13 protein-coding genes are annotated in these 15,687 nt (G+C 72.4%); 4 read left to right on the top strand and 9 right to left on the bottom strand.

Features of this window, described 5'->3' with window-relative positions; genetic code table 11:
* The 9 genes from VFW79_RS05295 to VFW79_RS05255 form a co-directional block, all read right to left on the bottom strand.
* A partial coding sequence (locus tag VFW79_RS05295) for a peptidoglycan-binding protein (RefSeq protein ID WP_329676274.1) occupies window positions 1–1,748 on the bottom strand: 1,748 nt, incomplete at its 3' end.
* Between the two features lie 30 nt (window positions 1,749–1,778).
* On the bottom strand, window positions 1,779–2,195 hold the full coding sequence (locus tag VFW79_RS05290; RefSeq protein WP_329676273.1) for a hypothetical protein: 417 nt from the start codon (window positions 2,193–2,195) through the stop codon (window positions 1,779–1,781).
* A 66-nt stretch (window positions 2,196–2,261) separates the two neighbouring features.
* Window positions 2,262–2,804, bottom strand: coding sequence for a hypothetical protein (locus VFW79_RS05285; RefSeq protein WP_329676272.1), 543 nt, complete (start codon window positions 2,802–2,804; stop codon window positions 2,262–2,264).
* A gap of 1 nt (window position 2,805) precedes the next feature.
* Window positions 2,806–4,179, bottom strand: coding sequence for a hypothetical protein (locus VFW79_RS05280; protein WP_329676271.1), 1,374 nt, complete (start codon window positions 4,177–4,179; stop codon window positions 2,806–2,808).
* Window positions 4,176–4,622 carry a hypothetical protein gene (locus tag VFW79_RS05275; RefSeq protein ID WP_329676270.1) on the bottom strand — a complete coding sequence of 149 codons (447 nt, stop codon included), beginning with the start codon at window positions 4,620–4,622 and terminating at the stop codon, window positions 4,176–4,178. Before VFW79_RS05275 ends, VFW79_RS05280 begins: the two co-directional genes overlap by 4 nt.
* Before the next feature lie 16 nt (window positions 4,623–4,638).
* Window positions 4,639–5,199: a hypothetical protein gene (locus VFW79_RS05270; RefSeq protein WP_329676269.1), complete on the bottom strand. Its 561-nt coding sequence runs from the start codon at window positions 5,197–5,199 to the stop codon at window positions 4,639–4,641.
* A 9-nt stretch (window positions 5,200–5,208) separates the two neighbouring features.
* Window positions 5,209–6,858 (bottom strand): phage tail sheath subtilisin-like domain-containing protein, encoded by a 1,650-nt coding sequence (locus tag VFW79_RS05265; RefSeq protein ID WP_329676268.1) that lies wholly within the window; start codon window positions 6,856–6,858, stop codon window positions 5,209–5,211.
* A 46-nt stretch (window positions 6,859–6,904) separates the two neighbouring features.
* A complete protein-coding gene (locus tag VFW79_RS05260; protein WP_329676267.1) occupies window positions 6,905–8,173 on the bottom strand; it encodes a hypothetical protein in 1,269 nt (422 codons plus the stop codon).
* A 252-nt stretch (window positions 8,174–8,425) separates the two neighbouring features.
* Window positions 8,426–9,259, bottom strand: coding sequence for an AfsR/SARP family transcriptional regulator (locus VFW79_RS05255; RefSeq protein WP_329676266.1), 834 nt, complete (start codon window positions 9,257–9,259; stop codon window positions 8,426–8,428).
* Between the two features lie 707 nt (window positions 9,260–9,966).
* On the opposite strand from VFW79_RS05255, the gene VFW79_RS05250 reads away from it, so the two are divergent.
* The 4 genes from VFW79_RS05250 to VFW79_RS05235 all read left to right on the top strand — a co-directional run bounded on the left by VFW79_RS05250 (window position 9,967) and on the right by VFW79_RS05235 (window position 15,656).
* Entirely contained in the window at window positions 9,967–11,559 is a 1,593-nt protein-coding gene (locus VFW79_RS05250; protein WP_329676265.1) for a glycosyltransferase family 2 protein, read from the top strand.
* Window positions 11,552–13,285, top strand: a complete 1,734-nt coding sequence (locus VFW79_RS05245; protein ID WP_329676264.1) for a glycoside hydrolase family 26 protein — start codon at window positions 11,552–11,554, stop codon at window positions 13,283–13,285. The genes VFW79_RS05250 and VFW79_RS05245 overlap by 8 nt, the downstream gene beginning before the upstream one ends.
* Before the next feature lie 5 nt (window positions 13,286–13,290).
* Window positions 13,291–14,661, top strand: coding sequence for a UDP-glucose/GDP-mannose dehydrogenase family protein (locus tag VFW79_RS05240; protein ID WP_329676275.1), 1,371 nt, complete (start codon window positions 13,291–13,293; stop codon window positions 14,659–14,661).
* 209 nt (window positions 14,662–14,870) lie between these two features.
* Entirely contained in the window at window positions 14,871–15,656 is a 786-nt protein-coding gene (locus tag VFW79_RS05235) for a VOC family protein (protein ID WP_329676263.1), read from the top strand.
* Window positions 15,657–15,687: the final 31 nt, after the last annotated feature.

Raw genomic sequence — 15,687 nt, 5'->3', positions numbered from 1 at the left:
GGTCCGGGGAACGTGAGGTTCCCGTCGGCGTCGGTCCGTCCCTTGATCGGCGTCCCCGCGTGCGCGGTCGGGCCCGTCGCCGGGACCTCGCCGTTGAGGTACTCGCCGTCGGGCGCGGTCAGCACGTAGGTGCGCAGGGCGAACGGCGTGCCGTCCTCGAACGTGATCCGGCCGGCGACGGGGAACGTGCCGGGCTCGGCGGGCGTGCGGAACCAGGCCGGCCCGGGCGGCGTCGGGGCGGGCTGCCCCCAGGGGACGACGAACGCGTCGACGGCGGTCGCGGTGCCGTCGTCGAGGCACCAGCCGCCCCCACCCGCACCCTCGGGGACGAGGTCGAGCGTGACCGGCCTCGGCACCTGGACGGCCATCGCCGTCTCGTGGACGAACATCAGCTCGGTCCGCCGGTTCGGGCGCCACGCGTCCTGCGTGCTCCGCACCGGGTCCTGCTCGCCGCAGCCGAGCCACCGCAGCGGACCGTTGTCGCAGCCCGACGCGTTGGCGTTCGCGAGCAGCCGGTCGGTCGGCAGGTCGAGCGGCTCGTGCGCGAGGTACTCACGGATGAGCGCGGGCCAGGTGTCGTCGCCCACGATCCCGTCGGACGCGAGCCCGTGGTCGGTCTGGAACTGCCGGACGGCGGCGTCGGTGAGGGCTGGGTCACCTCCGACGTTGCCCGTGAACCGGCCCAGGTCCTGCAGCATCAGCTGGTACTCGCGGGTGCCCCACGTGTCCGCGACCGTCGTGATCGTGCCCGACGGTCGTGCCTTGCGCAGCGCGTCCCACTCCGCCACCGACCGGTCCGGGTCGCTGCCGAACGTCATCATCGCGAAGGTCGCGCGCGCCCGACGCTCGGACAGCGCCTGGTTGTACTGGTCGCTGCCGGTCAGGTCCGTGTCGCCGACGATCAGCAGCTTCTGGTCGGTGTGCGCGCCCGAGAACTCGAGCACCCGGGCGAGCACGTGGCGCATGCACGGCTCGACGAAGGACTTGTCGAAGTGGAACGTGATGACGAAGACGGTGCCGATCTTGCCGCCGCGCCGCAGCGTGATCGTCGCGGTCGCCGTCGCCCCCTCGACGACCCGCACCTCGGTCGACCCGGTGAGCACCTCGCGCTGACCGGTCGGCGTCGCGTTGTCGTCGACCAGCGCCGACGCGGTGTACTGCCCCGCGGGGAACGGGTCCTCGAACCACGTGTCCGGGCGGGTGCGGTTCGTCAGCTGCCGGTCGAGCGACGCACCCGACTTCTCCTCGGTGCCCGTGACCGACACCTTCACGCGGTCCATGTCGAACCCGGGGTCGCCCTCGACCACCACGGTGACCGCGAGCTTGCCGTCGGTGACCGTGGGCGGCGGTGGCGGCGGGATGACCACCTCCTCGGTGTCGACCGGCTCGGCCTCGGTGAGCTCCCGCAGCGTGAGGTGGTACTCGAACATGCTGGGCCGACCAGCCAGCTCGCGGACGTCCATGCGCTCGACGAGCACCTGGTCGACGGCCGTCGCGGAGGTGATGTCCGAGACGAACGCGACGGGGTCGCCCGCGTGGAACCGCGTGCGCAGGTCCGCGAGGCTGTCCTTCGTGTCGGGCGCCGTGAGCACACCGGTCAGCGACACCCGCGCACCGCGACGACCGAGGTCCTGGAGGAAGTCGCCCTCGAGCGCGGGGACGCGGTGGCGCACGACCACCTGGTCCTCGTCGGACTCGACGAGCTGCACCTGCTCCAGCTCGAGGTCTCCCAGCATCGGGCGGACCACGGTCCCTCCGTTCGGTCGCGGGCTCGGCCGTCAGGGCTTGAGCGAGCTCAGGTGCGTCGAGATCGCGTCGATGAGGCCGATCAGCTCGGCCTTGATCGCGTCGACGGACGGGAGCCCCGTGACGACGTCGGCGACCGACGCGATGGAGTCGATGCTCGCGGCCTCGTCGGGCAGGATCTTCTTCGCGGCGTCCAGGAACGCCGGGATCATGCCGGTGAACTGCGCCACCTCGCCGAGCCCGGGGATCGCCCCGACGTCGAGGTTGTTGAGCTCGGTCTTGAGCTTGCCGAGCAGGCCGGTGAGCAGGTCGATGAGCTCGGTGACCTGCGGCACGAGCGCGGCGATCGCCTGGATGGCGGGCTTGATCGTCGCGACGTTCTGGTCGAGGAACGTCTTGAACTCGGTGAGCACCCCTTTGAGCTGCTCGAAGAGGTTCTGGTCGGCCATGGTGTGCTCCTCGGTCTCGATCGGTGCGGGGGTCCGGCGTGTGCGCCGGCGGTGGTCGGCGGGTCGTCAGGGGCTGCTCGCCTGACGGAAGGCCTGGAGCCGGCTGAGCATGTCGGTCAGGGGGGTCACGAACCTGTCGAGGCCGCTGGCGAAGGGCACGGCGATGTCGAGCCCCTCGAGCAGGCCGTCGACGAGGCCGCCGGCGTCCGCGGCGATGTCCGCGTCGAGCGCGGCGCTGGACTCGGGTTCGACGGGTTCGACGTACTCGCGCAGCGTCAGGACGTACGCGTAGCGGTCGGGCCGACCGGCGAGCTGACGGACCTGCAGGTCGTCGATGAGGACCTGCTCGATCGTGGTGTCGGTCGTGATGTCGGCGACGAACGCGACGGGCTGCCCGGTCCGCATGTCGGTCTTGAGCTGCTCGACGAGGTCGAGCGACGCCGGATCGGTCGCGACCCCCCGCACCGTGACGGCCGTCGGCGCGCGGCCGAGGTTCTGCAGCATGCTGCCGTCCTTGCCGGGTGCCTTGTGCTCCGCGACGGCGCGCAGGTCGCTCGTCGTGAGCTCCTGCACCTGCGGCAGCTCGGTCCCGGCCAGCGTCGGACGCATGTCACACCTCGATCCCGTGCCGGCTGGCGGCATCCCGGAGGACGCGCGCGAGGACGCGTTCGAGCTCGGGGGCCGACACGGTCGGCACCGTGCCACCGATCCCGGTCGCGGCCGACGTGTCGACGGCCACGCGCGCGAGCCCTGGGCGCAGGCCGACCCCGTCGGTGCCCGGTCCCGCGTCGCCCGCGGCGTCCTCGTCGGCTGGCGGGTCCACGACGTCCGCGAGGCGGCGCGGGCGGGTCGGCTGCTCGGCGAACCGGGACGGCGAGCGCACGGGGTGCTCGTCGACAGCGGGGGTGGAGGGGCGCCGCGAGGCGCCGAGCTCCGGTCCGGGGGTCGCACCGACTCGCTCGCCGCCGGGTTGAGCGGGTTCCGTCCGACCACGCCCGCGGCGCCGCCGACGCGCACCGCTCGCGGCCGGGGCGCCACCCCGCGCGTCGGACGACCCGTCATCCGTGGCCTCCGCAGCGGGACCGCGCCAGGCCGACCAACGCACGAGCACGTCGACGAGCGCCTGGTCGGCCGGTCCCGCGTCGGGCCGCGGCACGCTCCGCGCCAGGGCCGTGGCCGACCCCGGGCGACCGGCGATCCGGCGCAGGACCCGCGCCGCGACGACGGCTGCATGCTCGGGACCCGTCACCGCCGGTGGGCCCGACGGGGCCGACGGTTCCACGCCAGAGGCCCGCGGCTCGACCGGTCTGCGGTCCGCACCTGGTCCACGCCGATGAGCACGGCCAGCCCCCGTTGGCCCGCCCGGTGCCGTCGGACCCGCGAGCACGCGCATCGGCACCGGACCCGCCAGCGCGCGCAGCCGGTCGGCAGTGACCCCGGCACCGGCGTCCGCGCCGTCCACCGCGACCCGGCGTGTGCCCACGACGCCGTGCGCCCCGCGCTGCGCGGACCCGCCGAACACCGCGGTCGACGGCCCAACCCGAGGCTCGAGGGCCGACGCGGGACCGACCCGGCCGACGTGCCGTGCCCGCGGGACCGCGGCAGCGCCGCCGTCACCGTCCCATGAGCGCCCGTCGCCCCCGGTTCCGCTCGGCCGACGACGCGTCCGGTCGTCCCACCCGGTCCCCGACCCGTCGCGCACCCCGGTGCCCGTCCCGTCGGGGACCTCGACCCCCGGCGCGTCGCCCTGATCGAGCCGACGCAGGCAGTCGTCGAGCGCGTGACCGAGCACCGGCCCCCGGACGAGCGTCGGCGTCCTCGGTGCCCGCGCGCACACGGCGTCGAGCCGCGCGTCGAGGTCGGCGACCCGCCGGGTCGCCCGCTCGGTGCTCCGGCACCACGCGACCGGACCACCCGCGGCGTCGAGAGTCCCGACGCCCGGCAGCCCTGCGCGTGCGCCGCTGCGCACCCGGTCGGCGCTCATGCGACCTCCGAGGCCCGTCCGGTCATCTCGACGTACATGAGGATCTGACCGATGGTCATGCCGGCGACGTCCTCGGCCGTCCAGCCGAACTCCTCGGCGAGCACGAAGCACGCCTTGGCGAGCGGCGCCTGGACCAGCTCGGCCAGGCGGTCCCGAGGGGTCTCGATCCCGCTGAGCTCGTTGATCGTGTCGACGAGGAAGCGGGCGAGCCCGGCCGGGAGACGACCCGCCTGCTCGACGGTGAGCACGGGCTCGACGACGGCCCGCGCGATCATCAGCCCGGCCGCGAGCTCGCGGTCGTCCTTCGCCGCGTGCGCGACGAGCTGGACGTCCCGCACGGTGAGCGGCCGGACCGTCACCGCACCCACCGGACCGCCGGGTGGCAGCACGACCTCGTGCGTGAGCGCGCTGCCGGCCAGCAGGTCCTCCGCCGTCAGGGCCATGCGTGCCACCCCCCGGTCACTCGGTGGCGAACGCCACGGCCGTCGGGGCCGCCTCGCCGCCACCCGCAGCGCCTGCGCCGCCGTCCCGGTCGATCGCACGGATCGTCAGGGCGCGGAAGCACAGGTTCTCGATGACAAACTCGTCCTCGGGCAGCGTGAAGCGCCAGTTCTCGAACTTCACGCCGCCGATCTCGAGGGTGAGCGAGTTCGACGGCCGGGCCGGGTCCGCGAGCCGCAGCGTGATGGTGAACGACGGCTGGACGTACGGCTCCGCGAACGCCGTGGGCGAGGACCCGCGACCCTGGAGCAGCATGAGCAGCGCGCCGTTGACGTACGCGCGGCCGACGGTGCCCGAGATCGCGATGTCCCCAGGGCTCAGCGACACCGGGTGACGTCGCCCGACCTCGTAGAACTCCTTGAGCGCGGTGTCGACCTTGACCGCGACGTCGGTCAGGCGACCGACCGTCTGGATCGCGTAGGTGTCCACGACCGCCTTGGCGTCGGCACCCTCGGGGGTGTCCTCGCTCGCGAGCGTGAGCGTGCCGTTCTTCCCGGTGAAGACTTCTGTCAGTGCCATGGGGCGTCCTTACTCGAGGAACATCGTCACCTTGATGAAGTCGATGCTGAACGTGGGTCGCAGCACGAGGTCGACGAGGGCGATGCCGCGGATCTCGTCGTCGCGCGAGGCGTGCACGTCGAGCTCGTAGCTGACGAGCATCTCGTCGAGGACCATCTGCGCCAGGACGTTGTTGATGGTCGCGCGCAGGGCCCCCCGCACCCGCTGGTTGTTGAGGAGGCCGATGTAGGGGGTGGCCGCGCTGCGGACCCCGTACTTCGCGTAGTCGACGATCCGGCGGGTCGTGATCTGCGTCCACGCCGTGATGGTCGACGTCGTGATCCCGCGCACCACCCGGAACCCCTGCCGCTTCTCGAGCGCGAGCACGCGGCTCAGGACGAGCTGCTTGAGCTCGGCGCTGTTCAGGGCGTACTCGAGGTCCTCGACCGCGAGCACCTTGTTGGTGAGGCTGATGTGCGGTGGCGCCGCGGAGATCAGGCCCGCGACGGCCGCCGCGGCATAGGCACCCGGCAGGGTGACCTTGAGCGGCGGGGTCTGCGACCGGTCGTCGGACACGATCCCGGGCCCGACGAGGACGACGCGGTCGCTGTTGAGCGTGTGCGCCGAGGTCGCCTGCACGAACGCCGCGCGGTCCGCGCCGAGCGGGGTGCCGACGACGGCGATGCGCTCGCGCTTGTTGTCGTCGCCGGACGCGACCGCGCAGTGCGCCGCGAGGTCGTCGCCGAACGACGTGTCCTGGCCGGCACCGACGATGATGTGCGCGTCGACGCCGAGCAGCGCCTCGAGCCCCGAGGCGTAGTCGGCGCCCGCGGCACCGTTGACGCCGCCGCCGAGCGGGGTCGGCGGGACCGCGTCGGGCAGCTCGGTGACGTTGAGGAGGCCGACGCCGCGGACCAGGCTCGAGCCGGTCTCGAGGTCGGCGATGAGGTCGTCGCCCGAGACGACGCTGAACGTCTCCTCGGCCGAGACACCGAGCTTGACGGTGACCTTGCGCGCCGACGCCTTGGCGACGGTGTACGTCGCGAGGACGACGTCGGCCGCGCCGGGTGCGGTGCCGAACGTGAGCTCGCCCGTGGCCGTGTCGAGACCGACCTGCGTGGGGCTCGGCGCCGCGTCGTAGACGATCGGCGGGACCGCGTCGGCGCCGCCGGCGGACGGCCGGACGAGGATCCGGTTGACGGCGCTCGGCACGACCGGCGTGTGCGCCAGCGTCAGCGGGGCGCCCGTGACCTCTTCGCCGCGCACGAGCGCGTTCGTGTCGGCCGTCGAGACCGCGACCGTGATGCCGTTGGCCCACGTCCCGGGGCTGCGGGCCTCGATGGTCACGTTGGGCCCGCCGGGCGAGGCGAGGTCGACCGATGCCGCCGCCGCGGTGTTGTCGGCCACGCGGACCGCCCACACCGTGGTCGCACCGAACTTGAACGCCTGCTCGAGCGCGCGGGTCAGGGTCAGCTCGCCGGATGCGCCGTCGACCCACCGGTCGTACGCGCCGAACTTCGTGAGGGCGTCGGAGTAGCCACCGAGCAGCTGCGGGACCCCGACGGGCCCCTTGCCGGCGGTTCCGACGACCCCGACGTTCCCGACCGTGATGGCACCGGGAACGATCAGACCCTCTGGGCGTACCTCGATGAAGACGCCGGGCAGTACCAGCTCTGTCATGACTTCCTCTCCTCCGACGGGTCGGTCCATCCGTGGGGCGCCGGTGTCACGGCGGGTTGACCCTCAGGTAGACCACGGCGGTCTGGTCGAGTCCCGTGGCGGGACCCGGCGGCGGTGCGTAGGCGATCTCGAACCGCTCGGCGGGGTGCGCGAGCCGGACGGGCGCGTCGAGGCGGCGGTCGACGCCCGTGTAGACGTCGGGGGTGCCGTCGGTGTCCCAGTCGCCCAGGGTCGGCCCCGGTGCGGCGGGCCCGAGCGCCGTGAACGCGTCCGCGGGGGCGAGCGTGACCTCGGCGTCGGTGTGCGTGGGTGTGTCACCGCTGGTCGCGGCGAGGAACGCGTCGAGGTCGCCGAACGACGTGACGGGCGCGCCACCTCCGCTGGTGCGACGGAACGTCACGGTCCCGCCGAGAGCCGGGCCCGGCACGAACGTGAGCGCGGCGATCCGGGTGACGGCGGCAGGGCCGTGCACGACGAGGGTTGGTGCGACCTCCTCGTCCCACCGCACGAGCTCGTCGACGACGGTCCCGACCTCGCGGGCCGGGCTGCCGGGCGCCTCCGGGTCGGTCGTCACGGGGATGCGGGCGATGAGGCTCGCGGCGTCGTCCTCGTCGACGTACCGATACTCGTACAGGACGTCGAAGCTGGTCGCCTTGCGCCAGGCGGGGATCGTGTCGACGGGCTCGGCGAGGGTCGTCTCGGCCGCTGCGAGCTTCAGGAACCCCGCCGCACGCAGCTCGTCGGCGTCGTCGAGCAGCGTCGTGTGCAGCGTCTGCATCGCGGCGTCGGCCGCCGGGGCAGTGCCCGCCCAGACCTGGAACCGCACCCGCGCGTCGAGCCGGCCGCCGCGCAGCGTGCGCGTCCCGAGCGGGCCGGTGGGGTCCGTGCCGCGCTGGTTGCCCAGCCCGACGAGCTTCTCGGCGACCCGCTCGAGGGTCACGTTCGGGTCGGGGACCGCCGGAACGGCCGGGGCGGGCGCCGGCAACCGCTCGCCGAGCACGGCGAGCATGTCGGTCACGACGTCGGTCAGCGCCGGCCCGGCCACGGCCAGCCCTCCCAGCGCGAACCGTGCTCCCGCGGGCTGGGCCGCGAGTCGCGAGGACTGCTCGACGAGCAGCCGGTCCATGAACCGTGCGACCTCGCTCGGCCGGCGCCAGGCGCTGCGCACGCCGGTCTGGGTGTCTGTGACGAAGCCGTGCCAGCCGGCCGCTGCGGCGCTGGCTGACGTGTCGCCCTCGAGGAGCGCCCGCACGACGAACGACCGTGCGACGACCGAGACGTCCGTGTCGTCAGCCCTGCTCGCGTGCTCGGACATGCCACGACTGCTCCCTGCAAGTTCGCTCACCTGCGCGTTCGACCACCCGCGCCGCCGACCGCCTGCGCGTTCGACCTGCGATACGCAACGCTCCGCCGACCCGGTCTCGCGGTCGTCTCCGGGGTGTCTCGCCGACGTCTCACGCGGCGCGCGGCGCTCCTGCGCGGGGCGCGGCCGTTCCCGCCGGGACGAGAGCATGCGCAGGGCGGGCCTGTCGGGACGAGGTCCGGGCGGGTTCGGGACGCGAGGCCGTCAGACGGGTGCGTCGCGCAGGCGAGCACCGATCGCGTCGACGCTGCGGCGCAGCTCGGTGAGCTCGGTGCGCAGCGCGGCGACGACGGCCGGCTCGGCCACGGGTGTCACGTCGTCCTCGGTCCCCCGGTGCGGGAGCCGGTCCGCGATGATCGCGGCGCCGAGCTCCTCGGTCCGGGTGTCGGGTCGGACACCGAGCTCGTGCTCGAGCACCCACCGGCACTGGTGGAGCTGGCGCAGGGCACGCGTGCGGTCCCCCGTGGCGACGTACAGGCGCATGAGCCGTCGGTGGCTGCGCTCGTGCGCGGGTTCGACGTCGAGCAGGCGCTGCGCCCAGGTGATCGCCTGGTCCAGCTCGCCGCGGCGTTCGTGCTCGCGGCTCAGCGTGTCGAGCAGGGTCAGGCAGCGGTCCTCGAACCGCGCCCGGGGGATGAGGCACCACTCGTCGTAGCAGCCGGTGTGCAGGGGACCGCGGTAGAGGTCAGCCGCGCGAGCCAGCCGGGTCAGCTCGGCGGCGTCGAGCGCACCCGGCCCGACGCCTTGCGCGACCCGCGCGGCCTCCATGAAGACAGCGACGTCGACCCACAGTCGGCGGTCGGGGTTGATGTGGAGGGCGTCGCCGTCGCTCACCACGAGCCGTCGGGTGTCCTGGACGCCGTCGTCGGCCGTGCGGTGGATCTGCCAGAGCGCCTGGCGCATCGACTTCTTCGACGTCTCGACGCGCGCGTCAGGCCACAGCGCCTCGGCGGCCGACTCGCGCAGGACGCTGCGCTCGGGGGAGATGAGCATGAGCGCCAGGAGGTCCTGCGCCTTGCGCAGCAGCGGCGCGGGCATGGTCCGTGCGCCGTCAGCCACGCTGAACGGACCCAGGAGCATGACCCTCAGATCCCGCACGAGGTGTACCCCCCGCCATCCCCGACGCGTGCCGCGTGTCCCGTCTGCCCAGGATGCTCCCGGTTGGTGCGCCCGGCAAGGCTTGTCTGTGACTTAGGTCACATCCCGCTACGCGGCCGTGGCGCCGACAGGCTGCGCCCGTGCTCCGACCTCGCCGGGGGTGCCCACGCGGCCCGACGGCGGCGTGGGCCTGACCAGCGCAGGCGCGCACAGGTGGGCCACAGCACTCCGCAGTCACAATGTCAATGTCACGCGCAGAGCCTGGTATGACCACCGTCCAGGACCAGCGTCCTGAACGCGCGTCCTAATACGCCGAAGCCTCCTCGGATGTCGCATTCATGGCGACCTCGCAAACTCCATCAAAGGCGGACATCCAGGGCAGTTCGAGAGTGGGATAGATCACATCCGAGGGAGATGCATAAGTGATCGCTTGCTTTTTCGACGCGCTCCTGGCGATCCTGTGAAGGCAAGGAACCGGAGCTTCCGGGGGGAATTTTCAGCAGTCGCAGGGGGGATCCGGAGAGCGGATCACGGGGTCCTCGGACCCCTCCCTGGGGCGAGCCCGTCCGCGATCGCCCCACTGCTCTCTCGCCACAGTCGCCGAGATGTGACCACTCCATCCGACGACATCAAGCGAGGTCAGCCCGATGTTCATCTTCCTGCTCCAGCTGCGACACTCGCTCGGCGACCACGCCGAGATCTACCTCTTCTCGGTCTTCTCGGGCGTCGTGTGGGCCCTGTGGATCCTCAAGGTCGTCCTGTCCCGGCGATACCGGCCCTACACCGTCGACCATTCCCCACGGACGAGCATCATCGTGCCCGTCCTCGACGAGCCGCTCGAGCTGTTCCGCGACGTCCTGCGCCGCGTCACCGAGCAGAACCCCGACGAGGTCCTCGTCGTGATCAATGGTCCGCAGAACCCCGGGCTGCAGGGCGTGTGCGAGGAGTTCGCACCGCTCGTGCGCTGGTTCCACACGCCAATACCCGGAAAGCGCAACGCGGTCAAGATCGGGACCGAGATGTCCCGTTTCGAGATCACCGTGCTGCTCGACTCCGACACCGTCTGGACCGACGGCACGCTGAGCGAGCTGGTCAAGCCGTTCGCTGACCCGAAGGTCGGCGGCGTGACCACCCGCCAGCGCATCCTCGACCCCACCCGGTCGTGGATCACGCGCTGGGCGGACTGGCTCGAGAACTCGCGCTCGCTCTACTCGATGCCCGCGCAGTCGGTGCTCGGACAGGTCGGCTGCCTGCCGGGACGCACGATCGCGTTCCGTCGGCACATCCTCATCCACGTCATGGACGACTTCATGCACCAGCAGTTCATGGGCGTCTTCCTCGAGGTCTCCGACGACCGCACCCTGACGAACCTCACGCTCAAGCAGGGCTACCGCACCGTCTACCAGCACACGAGCCTCGTCTACACCGACGCCCCGCTGCAGGTGAAGAAGCTGTTCAAGCAGCAGCTGCGCTGGGCGCGCGGCAGCCAGTACAACACCCTGCGGATGCTGCCCTGGATGCTTGGGCACGCCCCGGTGCTGGCGGTCTTCTTCCTCGCCGACATCCTCCTGCCGTTCCTCCTCGTCGGGACGATCCTGGGGTGGCTCTACCGGTCGGCGACGGGCACCGGCACGAACCTCTACCAGGCGATCCTCGACTCGTACGGAGCACAGACCGGCTGGCTGTGGATCTTCGGCCTCATGGTCGCGTCGTCGGTCCTGTCGATGGCGATCCGGCAGATCCGCCATCTCCACGAGGTCCCCTCGGACTTCTTCCGTCTGCCGGTGTTCATCCTCACCTCGACGTTCTTCCTCATGCCCGTGCGGTTTCTCGGCTTCCTCCGGATGGCCCACGCGAGCGGCTGGGGCACCCGGGCCGGCGCGTACGCCGGCGGGGTCAGCGCGGAGCAGTCCGACGCGGGGCTCACCGTCGGTGGCGACACGTCGACGGACGGGCCGCTCGCCCCGGCCGGGCTCCGGCCACGGCGAGTCGTCGCCTCGAACCTGTCCGACGGCCTGATGGCCGAGCTCGAGTCGCTGCACGGCACGGGCCCCGTCGACGTCGTCGACTCCGCACCGGCCCCGGCGGCCGGCGTCGCGCTCCGCGAGCGCCGCACGACCCACACCGCCCCGGCGCCGACCGCTCCCCCGCAGCGCCGGCGCCACTACAACCCGAAGGCCGCGATCCCGTACCTGATCGCGCTCGTCCTGCTCAGCCTGGAGGCGATGCTGTATGTCTGACCGAACCTCGATCACCGAGAAGGCCGCCGCGGTCGGCCGCGCCTGGTGGGCGCCCACGATGGGCCGCATGACGGTCCAGGCGAGGATCGCGACCACCACCATCGCGGCCGCGCTGGTCGCCATCACGCTCATCGTGTGGACGTCACCGGGCGGCACCGTCCCCGGCACGGCGTCCGCCGAGGCCGTGGCGCTCGCGCCCAGCGCCAAGGAGGTCGCCCTCGCCAAGGAGAACGCGGCGATGCTCGCCGAGCTCCAGACGAGCCGGTCCCAGGCCGCCGGCCTGCGCGCCGCGCTGACCCAGGAGCAGGCGGGCCGCCTCAAGGGCGCTCAGGACCGGGCCGACGCCCAGGCCGCGAAGGCGGCTGCCGCCGCGGAACCCAGGTCGACACCCACGGCGAAAGCGCGCACCACGCCCACGACGACGACCACCGCGAAGACCGTCACGGTCCGCACCGGGTCCGGAGCCGCGAACCCCACCAACCCCTCGCAGCCCGCAGGATCCGGCACACCGGTCGTCACGAAGCCCGTCGCACCGAGCAAGGCAGAGCTCCTGAACCCGACCAGCCGGTACTTCGGCATGTACACCGCGCAGGCGCCGTTCAGCTTCGCGACGTTCGACGACTCGGCCACGAAGCTCGGGCACACCCCGAACCTCGTCGGCTACTTCAGCGGCTGGGACAAGCCGTTCCGGTCCGACGCGGTCTCGCGGTCCTGGGAGCGCGGCATGCTGCCGATGCTCACCTGGGAGTCCCGTCCGAGCGACGCACCGAACAACGTCGTCGACGAGCCCGACTACACGCTCTCGACGATCCTTGCCGGGACGCACGACGACTACCTGCGCCAGTACGCCCGCGACATCGCGAGCCTCGGCCTGCCGATGGCGATCCGCCTCGACCACGAGATGAACGGCATCTGGTACCCGTGGGCCGAGCAGACGAGCTCGGGCGCGTCGATCAACGGCAACAGCCCCGGCCAGTACGCCGCGATGTGGAAGCACGTCCACGACATCTTCGAGGCCGAGGGCGCGAACCAGTACGTCATCTGGGTCTGGTCCCCCAACATCATCAACAACCTCCCGACCACGCTGCAGGGCCAGAGCACCCTCACCGGCCTGTACCCCGGCGACGACTACGTCGACTGGGTCGGGCTGTCCGGGTACGACCGCCCGCCGTACAAGGCGGACAACAACGGCACGTTCGACTACACGTTCGGCCGGTCGCTCGCGCAGCTTCGGCAGCTCACGGACAAGAAGATCCTGCTCTCCGAGGTCGGCGCGTCCGAGATCGGCGGCCACAAGCCGGCCTGGGTGACGTCGTTCTTCGAGGCGTTCCACCAGCCCGCGAACGCCGACCTGCTCGGGTTCGCCTGGTTCAACATGGCCGTCTCGACGTACTCGGCCGGCGCGCTCATCACGAACGACTGGCGCGTCGACTCCCGGCTCAACACGCTCGAGGCGTTCGCCGCCGGGCTCAACGACCCGGTCAACGCCTTCGGCGGAGCGCTCCTCGCCGCCGGTCCGTCCGTGGCACCGGACCCCCAGACGGCGCCCGACGTCGTCGTGACCCCGACGGCCACCGCGACGCCGACGTCTGCTCCCACACCGACTCCCACATCGACACCCACCCCGACCGAGACGGCCACACCGACACCGACACCCACCGCGACGGCGACCCCCACCGCCACCGCCACGCCCACCGCCTCACCCACGCCCGAGGAGACACCGTGACCGACCTGCTGCACGAGACCGACCTGAGCACCACCCCCCTCGACGACGCACCCGGCCTGCGCATCAGCGTCTACGGCACGGGCTACCTCGGTGCGACGCACGCCGTCGCGATGGCCGAGCTCGGCTTCCAGGTGATGGGCGTCGACACCGACGTCCACAAGGTCGAGGCGCTCGCCGCGGGCAAGGTCCCGTTCTACGAGCCCGGGCTTCCCGAGCTGCTCGAGAAGCAGCTCGCGACCGGCCGGCTGCACTTCAGCGCCGACCTCGCGGCTGCCGCCGCCTGGGGTGACGTGCACTTCATCTGCGTCGGGACCCCGCAGCAGAAGACGAGCCACGCCGCGAACCTCAGCTACGTCGAGTCGGCCGTGAGCACGGTCGCCCGCAACCTCACGAAGGACGCCCTCGTCGTCGGCAAGTCGACCGTCCCGGTCGGCACCGCGGCGGGCCTGCGCACGCTCGTCGCGCAGCTCGCCCCGGCCGGCGTGGAGGTGGAGCTCGTCTGGAACCCCGAGTTCCTGCGCGAGGGCAAGGCCGTCAACGACACGCTGCACCCCGACCGGATCGTCGTCGGCGGTGCGAGCGCGCGCGCCGAGGCGACGATGCGGCAGGTCTACGCGACCCCGATCGCCGAGGGCACGCCCGTCGTCATGACCGACCTGCCCACCTCGGAGCTCGTCAAGGTCAGCGCGAACGCGTTCCTCGCCACGAAGATCTCGTTCATCAACGCGATCGCGGCGGTGTGCGAGGCGGCGGACGCCGACGTGACGGTCCTCGCGGACGCGCTCGGCCACGACGTGCGGATCGGGCGCCAGTTCCTCGACGCGGGCCTCGGCTTCGGCGGCGGCTGCCTCCCCAAGGACATCCGCGCGCTCATGCACCGGGCGACCGAGCTCGGGGCGCACCGCGCCGCGGCCCTGCTGCAGCAGGTCGACGAGATCAACATGGGCCAGCGCGCGGCCGTCATCGACCTCGCTCTTGAGGCGTGCGGCGGCTCGGTCCTCAACCGCCGGATCGGCGTCCTGGGTGCCGCGTTCAAGCCCGAGACCGACGACGTGCGCGACTCGCCGGCGCTCAACGTGGCCGCGGCCCTGCACCTGCGCGGCGCACAGGTCACGGTCTTCGACCCGCAGGCGGGCGACACGGCACGCAAGAGCTTCCCGACGCTGTCGTACGCCACGTCGATCGAGGAGGCCGTCGAGGGCAGCGACGTGCTGCTCGTGCTCACCGAGTGGTCGCAGTTCGTCGATGCGCACCCGGAGAAGCTCGCGTCGCTCGCGAAGGTCGCCCGCGTGATCGACGCGCGCGGCAAGCTCATCCCGGCCGAGTGGCGCTCGGCGGGCTGGCAGTTCCGCGGCCTGGGACGCGCCGCGGCCTGACGCCGGCAGGATCCGCCCGCACGTGGGCAGTCGCAGCCCCGGGACGACCACAGTCCCGGGGCTGTGTCGCGTCCGGACCCGCGTCGTCCTGACCGGGTCGCGTCGGGGCCTCGTCCGGTCAGGGCCAGCGCAGCGTTCCGCGTGTCGGAGCCCGGTGCTGTGATGTGAGCCCCGGGCAGATCTGCCCGGACCACCCACGAGGAGGACTCATGAGCATCCACACGGATCCCTGGCCCGAGGGCACGCCCGCCTGGGTCGACCTGATGGTGCCGGACCACCACGTCGCCCAAGCGTTCTACGGATCGCTGCTCGGGTGGGAGTTCGACGAGGGCGTCCCGGAGACGGGCTACTACTCGACGGCACGCCGCGCCGGCCGTGCCGCAGCCGGCGTCGGCCAGCAGATGCCGGGTTCCCGGGTCGGCTGGACGACGTACCTCGCGGTCGACGACGTCGATGCGAGCGCGAAGCACGTGACGGAGGCGGGCGGGACGCTGCTGGCCGAGCCGATGGACGTCATGGACCTCGGCCGGATGGCGATGCTCACCGACCCGACCGGCGCCGTCGTCGGGCTCTGGCAGTCGGGTCGTCACACGGGCGCCGACGTCGTCAACGAGCCGGGGGCGCAGGTCTGGAACGAGCTGATGACGCGCGACTTCGCCGCCGCGAAGGCGTTCTACGGTGCCGTCTTCCCCTACACGTTCGGGGACATGAGCGGACCCGGCTTCACCTACGCGACCATCGACCTCGACGGACGGCCGGTCGGTGGCATCGGCGAGCTCGGTCCCGACACCCCGGCAGACACGGAACCCGCCTGGTCCACCTACTTCGCCGTCTCTGACACGGATGCGGCGGCTGCGCGGGCCGTCGAGCTCGGCGGGTCGGTCGTGTCTCCGCCCGCCGACTCCCCCTACGGCCGGATCGCCGTGCTGCGCGGACCGGCCGGAGAGACGTTCGCCCTCATGTCCACCACCGAGCCGTCGAGCCCGCCGGCCTGACCTGCTCGAGCGTAGCGGCGCAGGCGTGGGG

It is taken from the genome of Cellulomonas sp. (assembly GCF_036279715.1).
Classification (GTDB): Bacteria; Actinomycetota; Actinomycetes; order Actinomycetales; family Cellulomonadaceae; genus Cellulomonas_A.
The sequence above is the reverse complement of the archived record's forward strand: the minus strand, read 5'-3'. Positions and strand labels throughout refer to the sequence as shown.

Bases quoted from the DNA above. Each gene is read 5' to 3' on its own strand.
- VFW79_RS05250 (WP_329676265.1), top strand. From the start codon at position 9,967: ATGTTCATCTTCCTGCTCCAGCTGCGACACTCGCTCGGCGACCACGCC.
- VFW79_RS05290 (WP_329676273.1), bottom strand. From the start codon at position 2,195: ATGGCCGACCAGAACCTCTTCGAGCAGCTCAAAGGGGTGCTCACCGAG.
- VFW79_RS05270 (WP_329676269.1), bottom strand. From the start codon at position 5,199: ATGGCACTGACAGAAGTCTTCACCGGGAAGAACGGCACGCTCACGCTC.
- VFW79_RS05285 (WP_329676272.1), bottom strand. From the start codon at position 2,804: ATGCGTCCGACGCTGGCCGGGACCGAGCTGCCGCAGGTGCAGGAGCTC.
- VFW79_RS05255 (WP_329676266.1), bottom strand. From the start codon at position 9,259: ATGCCCGCGCCGCTGCTGCGCAAGGCGCAGGACCTCCTGGCGCTCATG.
- VFW79_RS05275 (WP_329676270.1), bottom strand. From the start codon at position 4,622: ATGGCCCTGACGGCGGAGGACCTGCTGGCCGGCAGCGCGCTCACGCAC.
- VFW79_RS05280 (WP_329676271.1), bottom strand. From the start codon at position 4,179: ATGAGCGCCGACCGGGTGCGCAGCGGCGCACGCGCAGGGCTGCCGGGC.
- VFW79_RS05260 (WP_329676267.1), bottom strand. From the start codon at position 8,173: ATGTCCGAGCACGCGAGCAGGGCTGACGACACGGACGTCTCGGTCGTC.
- VFW79_RS05235 (WP_329676263.1), top strand. From the start codon at position 14,871: ATGAGCATCCACACGGATCCCTGGCCCGAGGGCACGCCCGCCTGGGTC.
- VFW79_RS05245 (WP_329676264.1), top strand. From the start codon at position 11,552: ATGTCTGACCGAACCTCGATCACCGAGAAGGCCGCCGCGGTCGGCCGC.
- VFW79_RS05265 (WP_329676268.1), bottom strand. From the start codon at position 6,858: ATGACAGAGCTGGTACTGCCCGGCGTCTTCATCGAGGTACGCCCAGAG.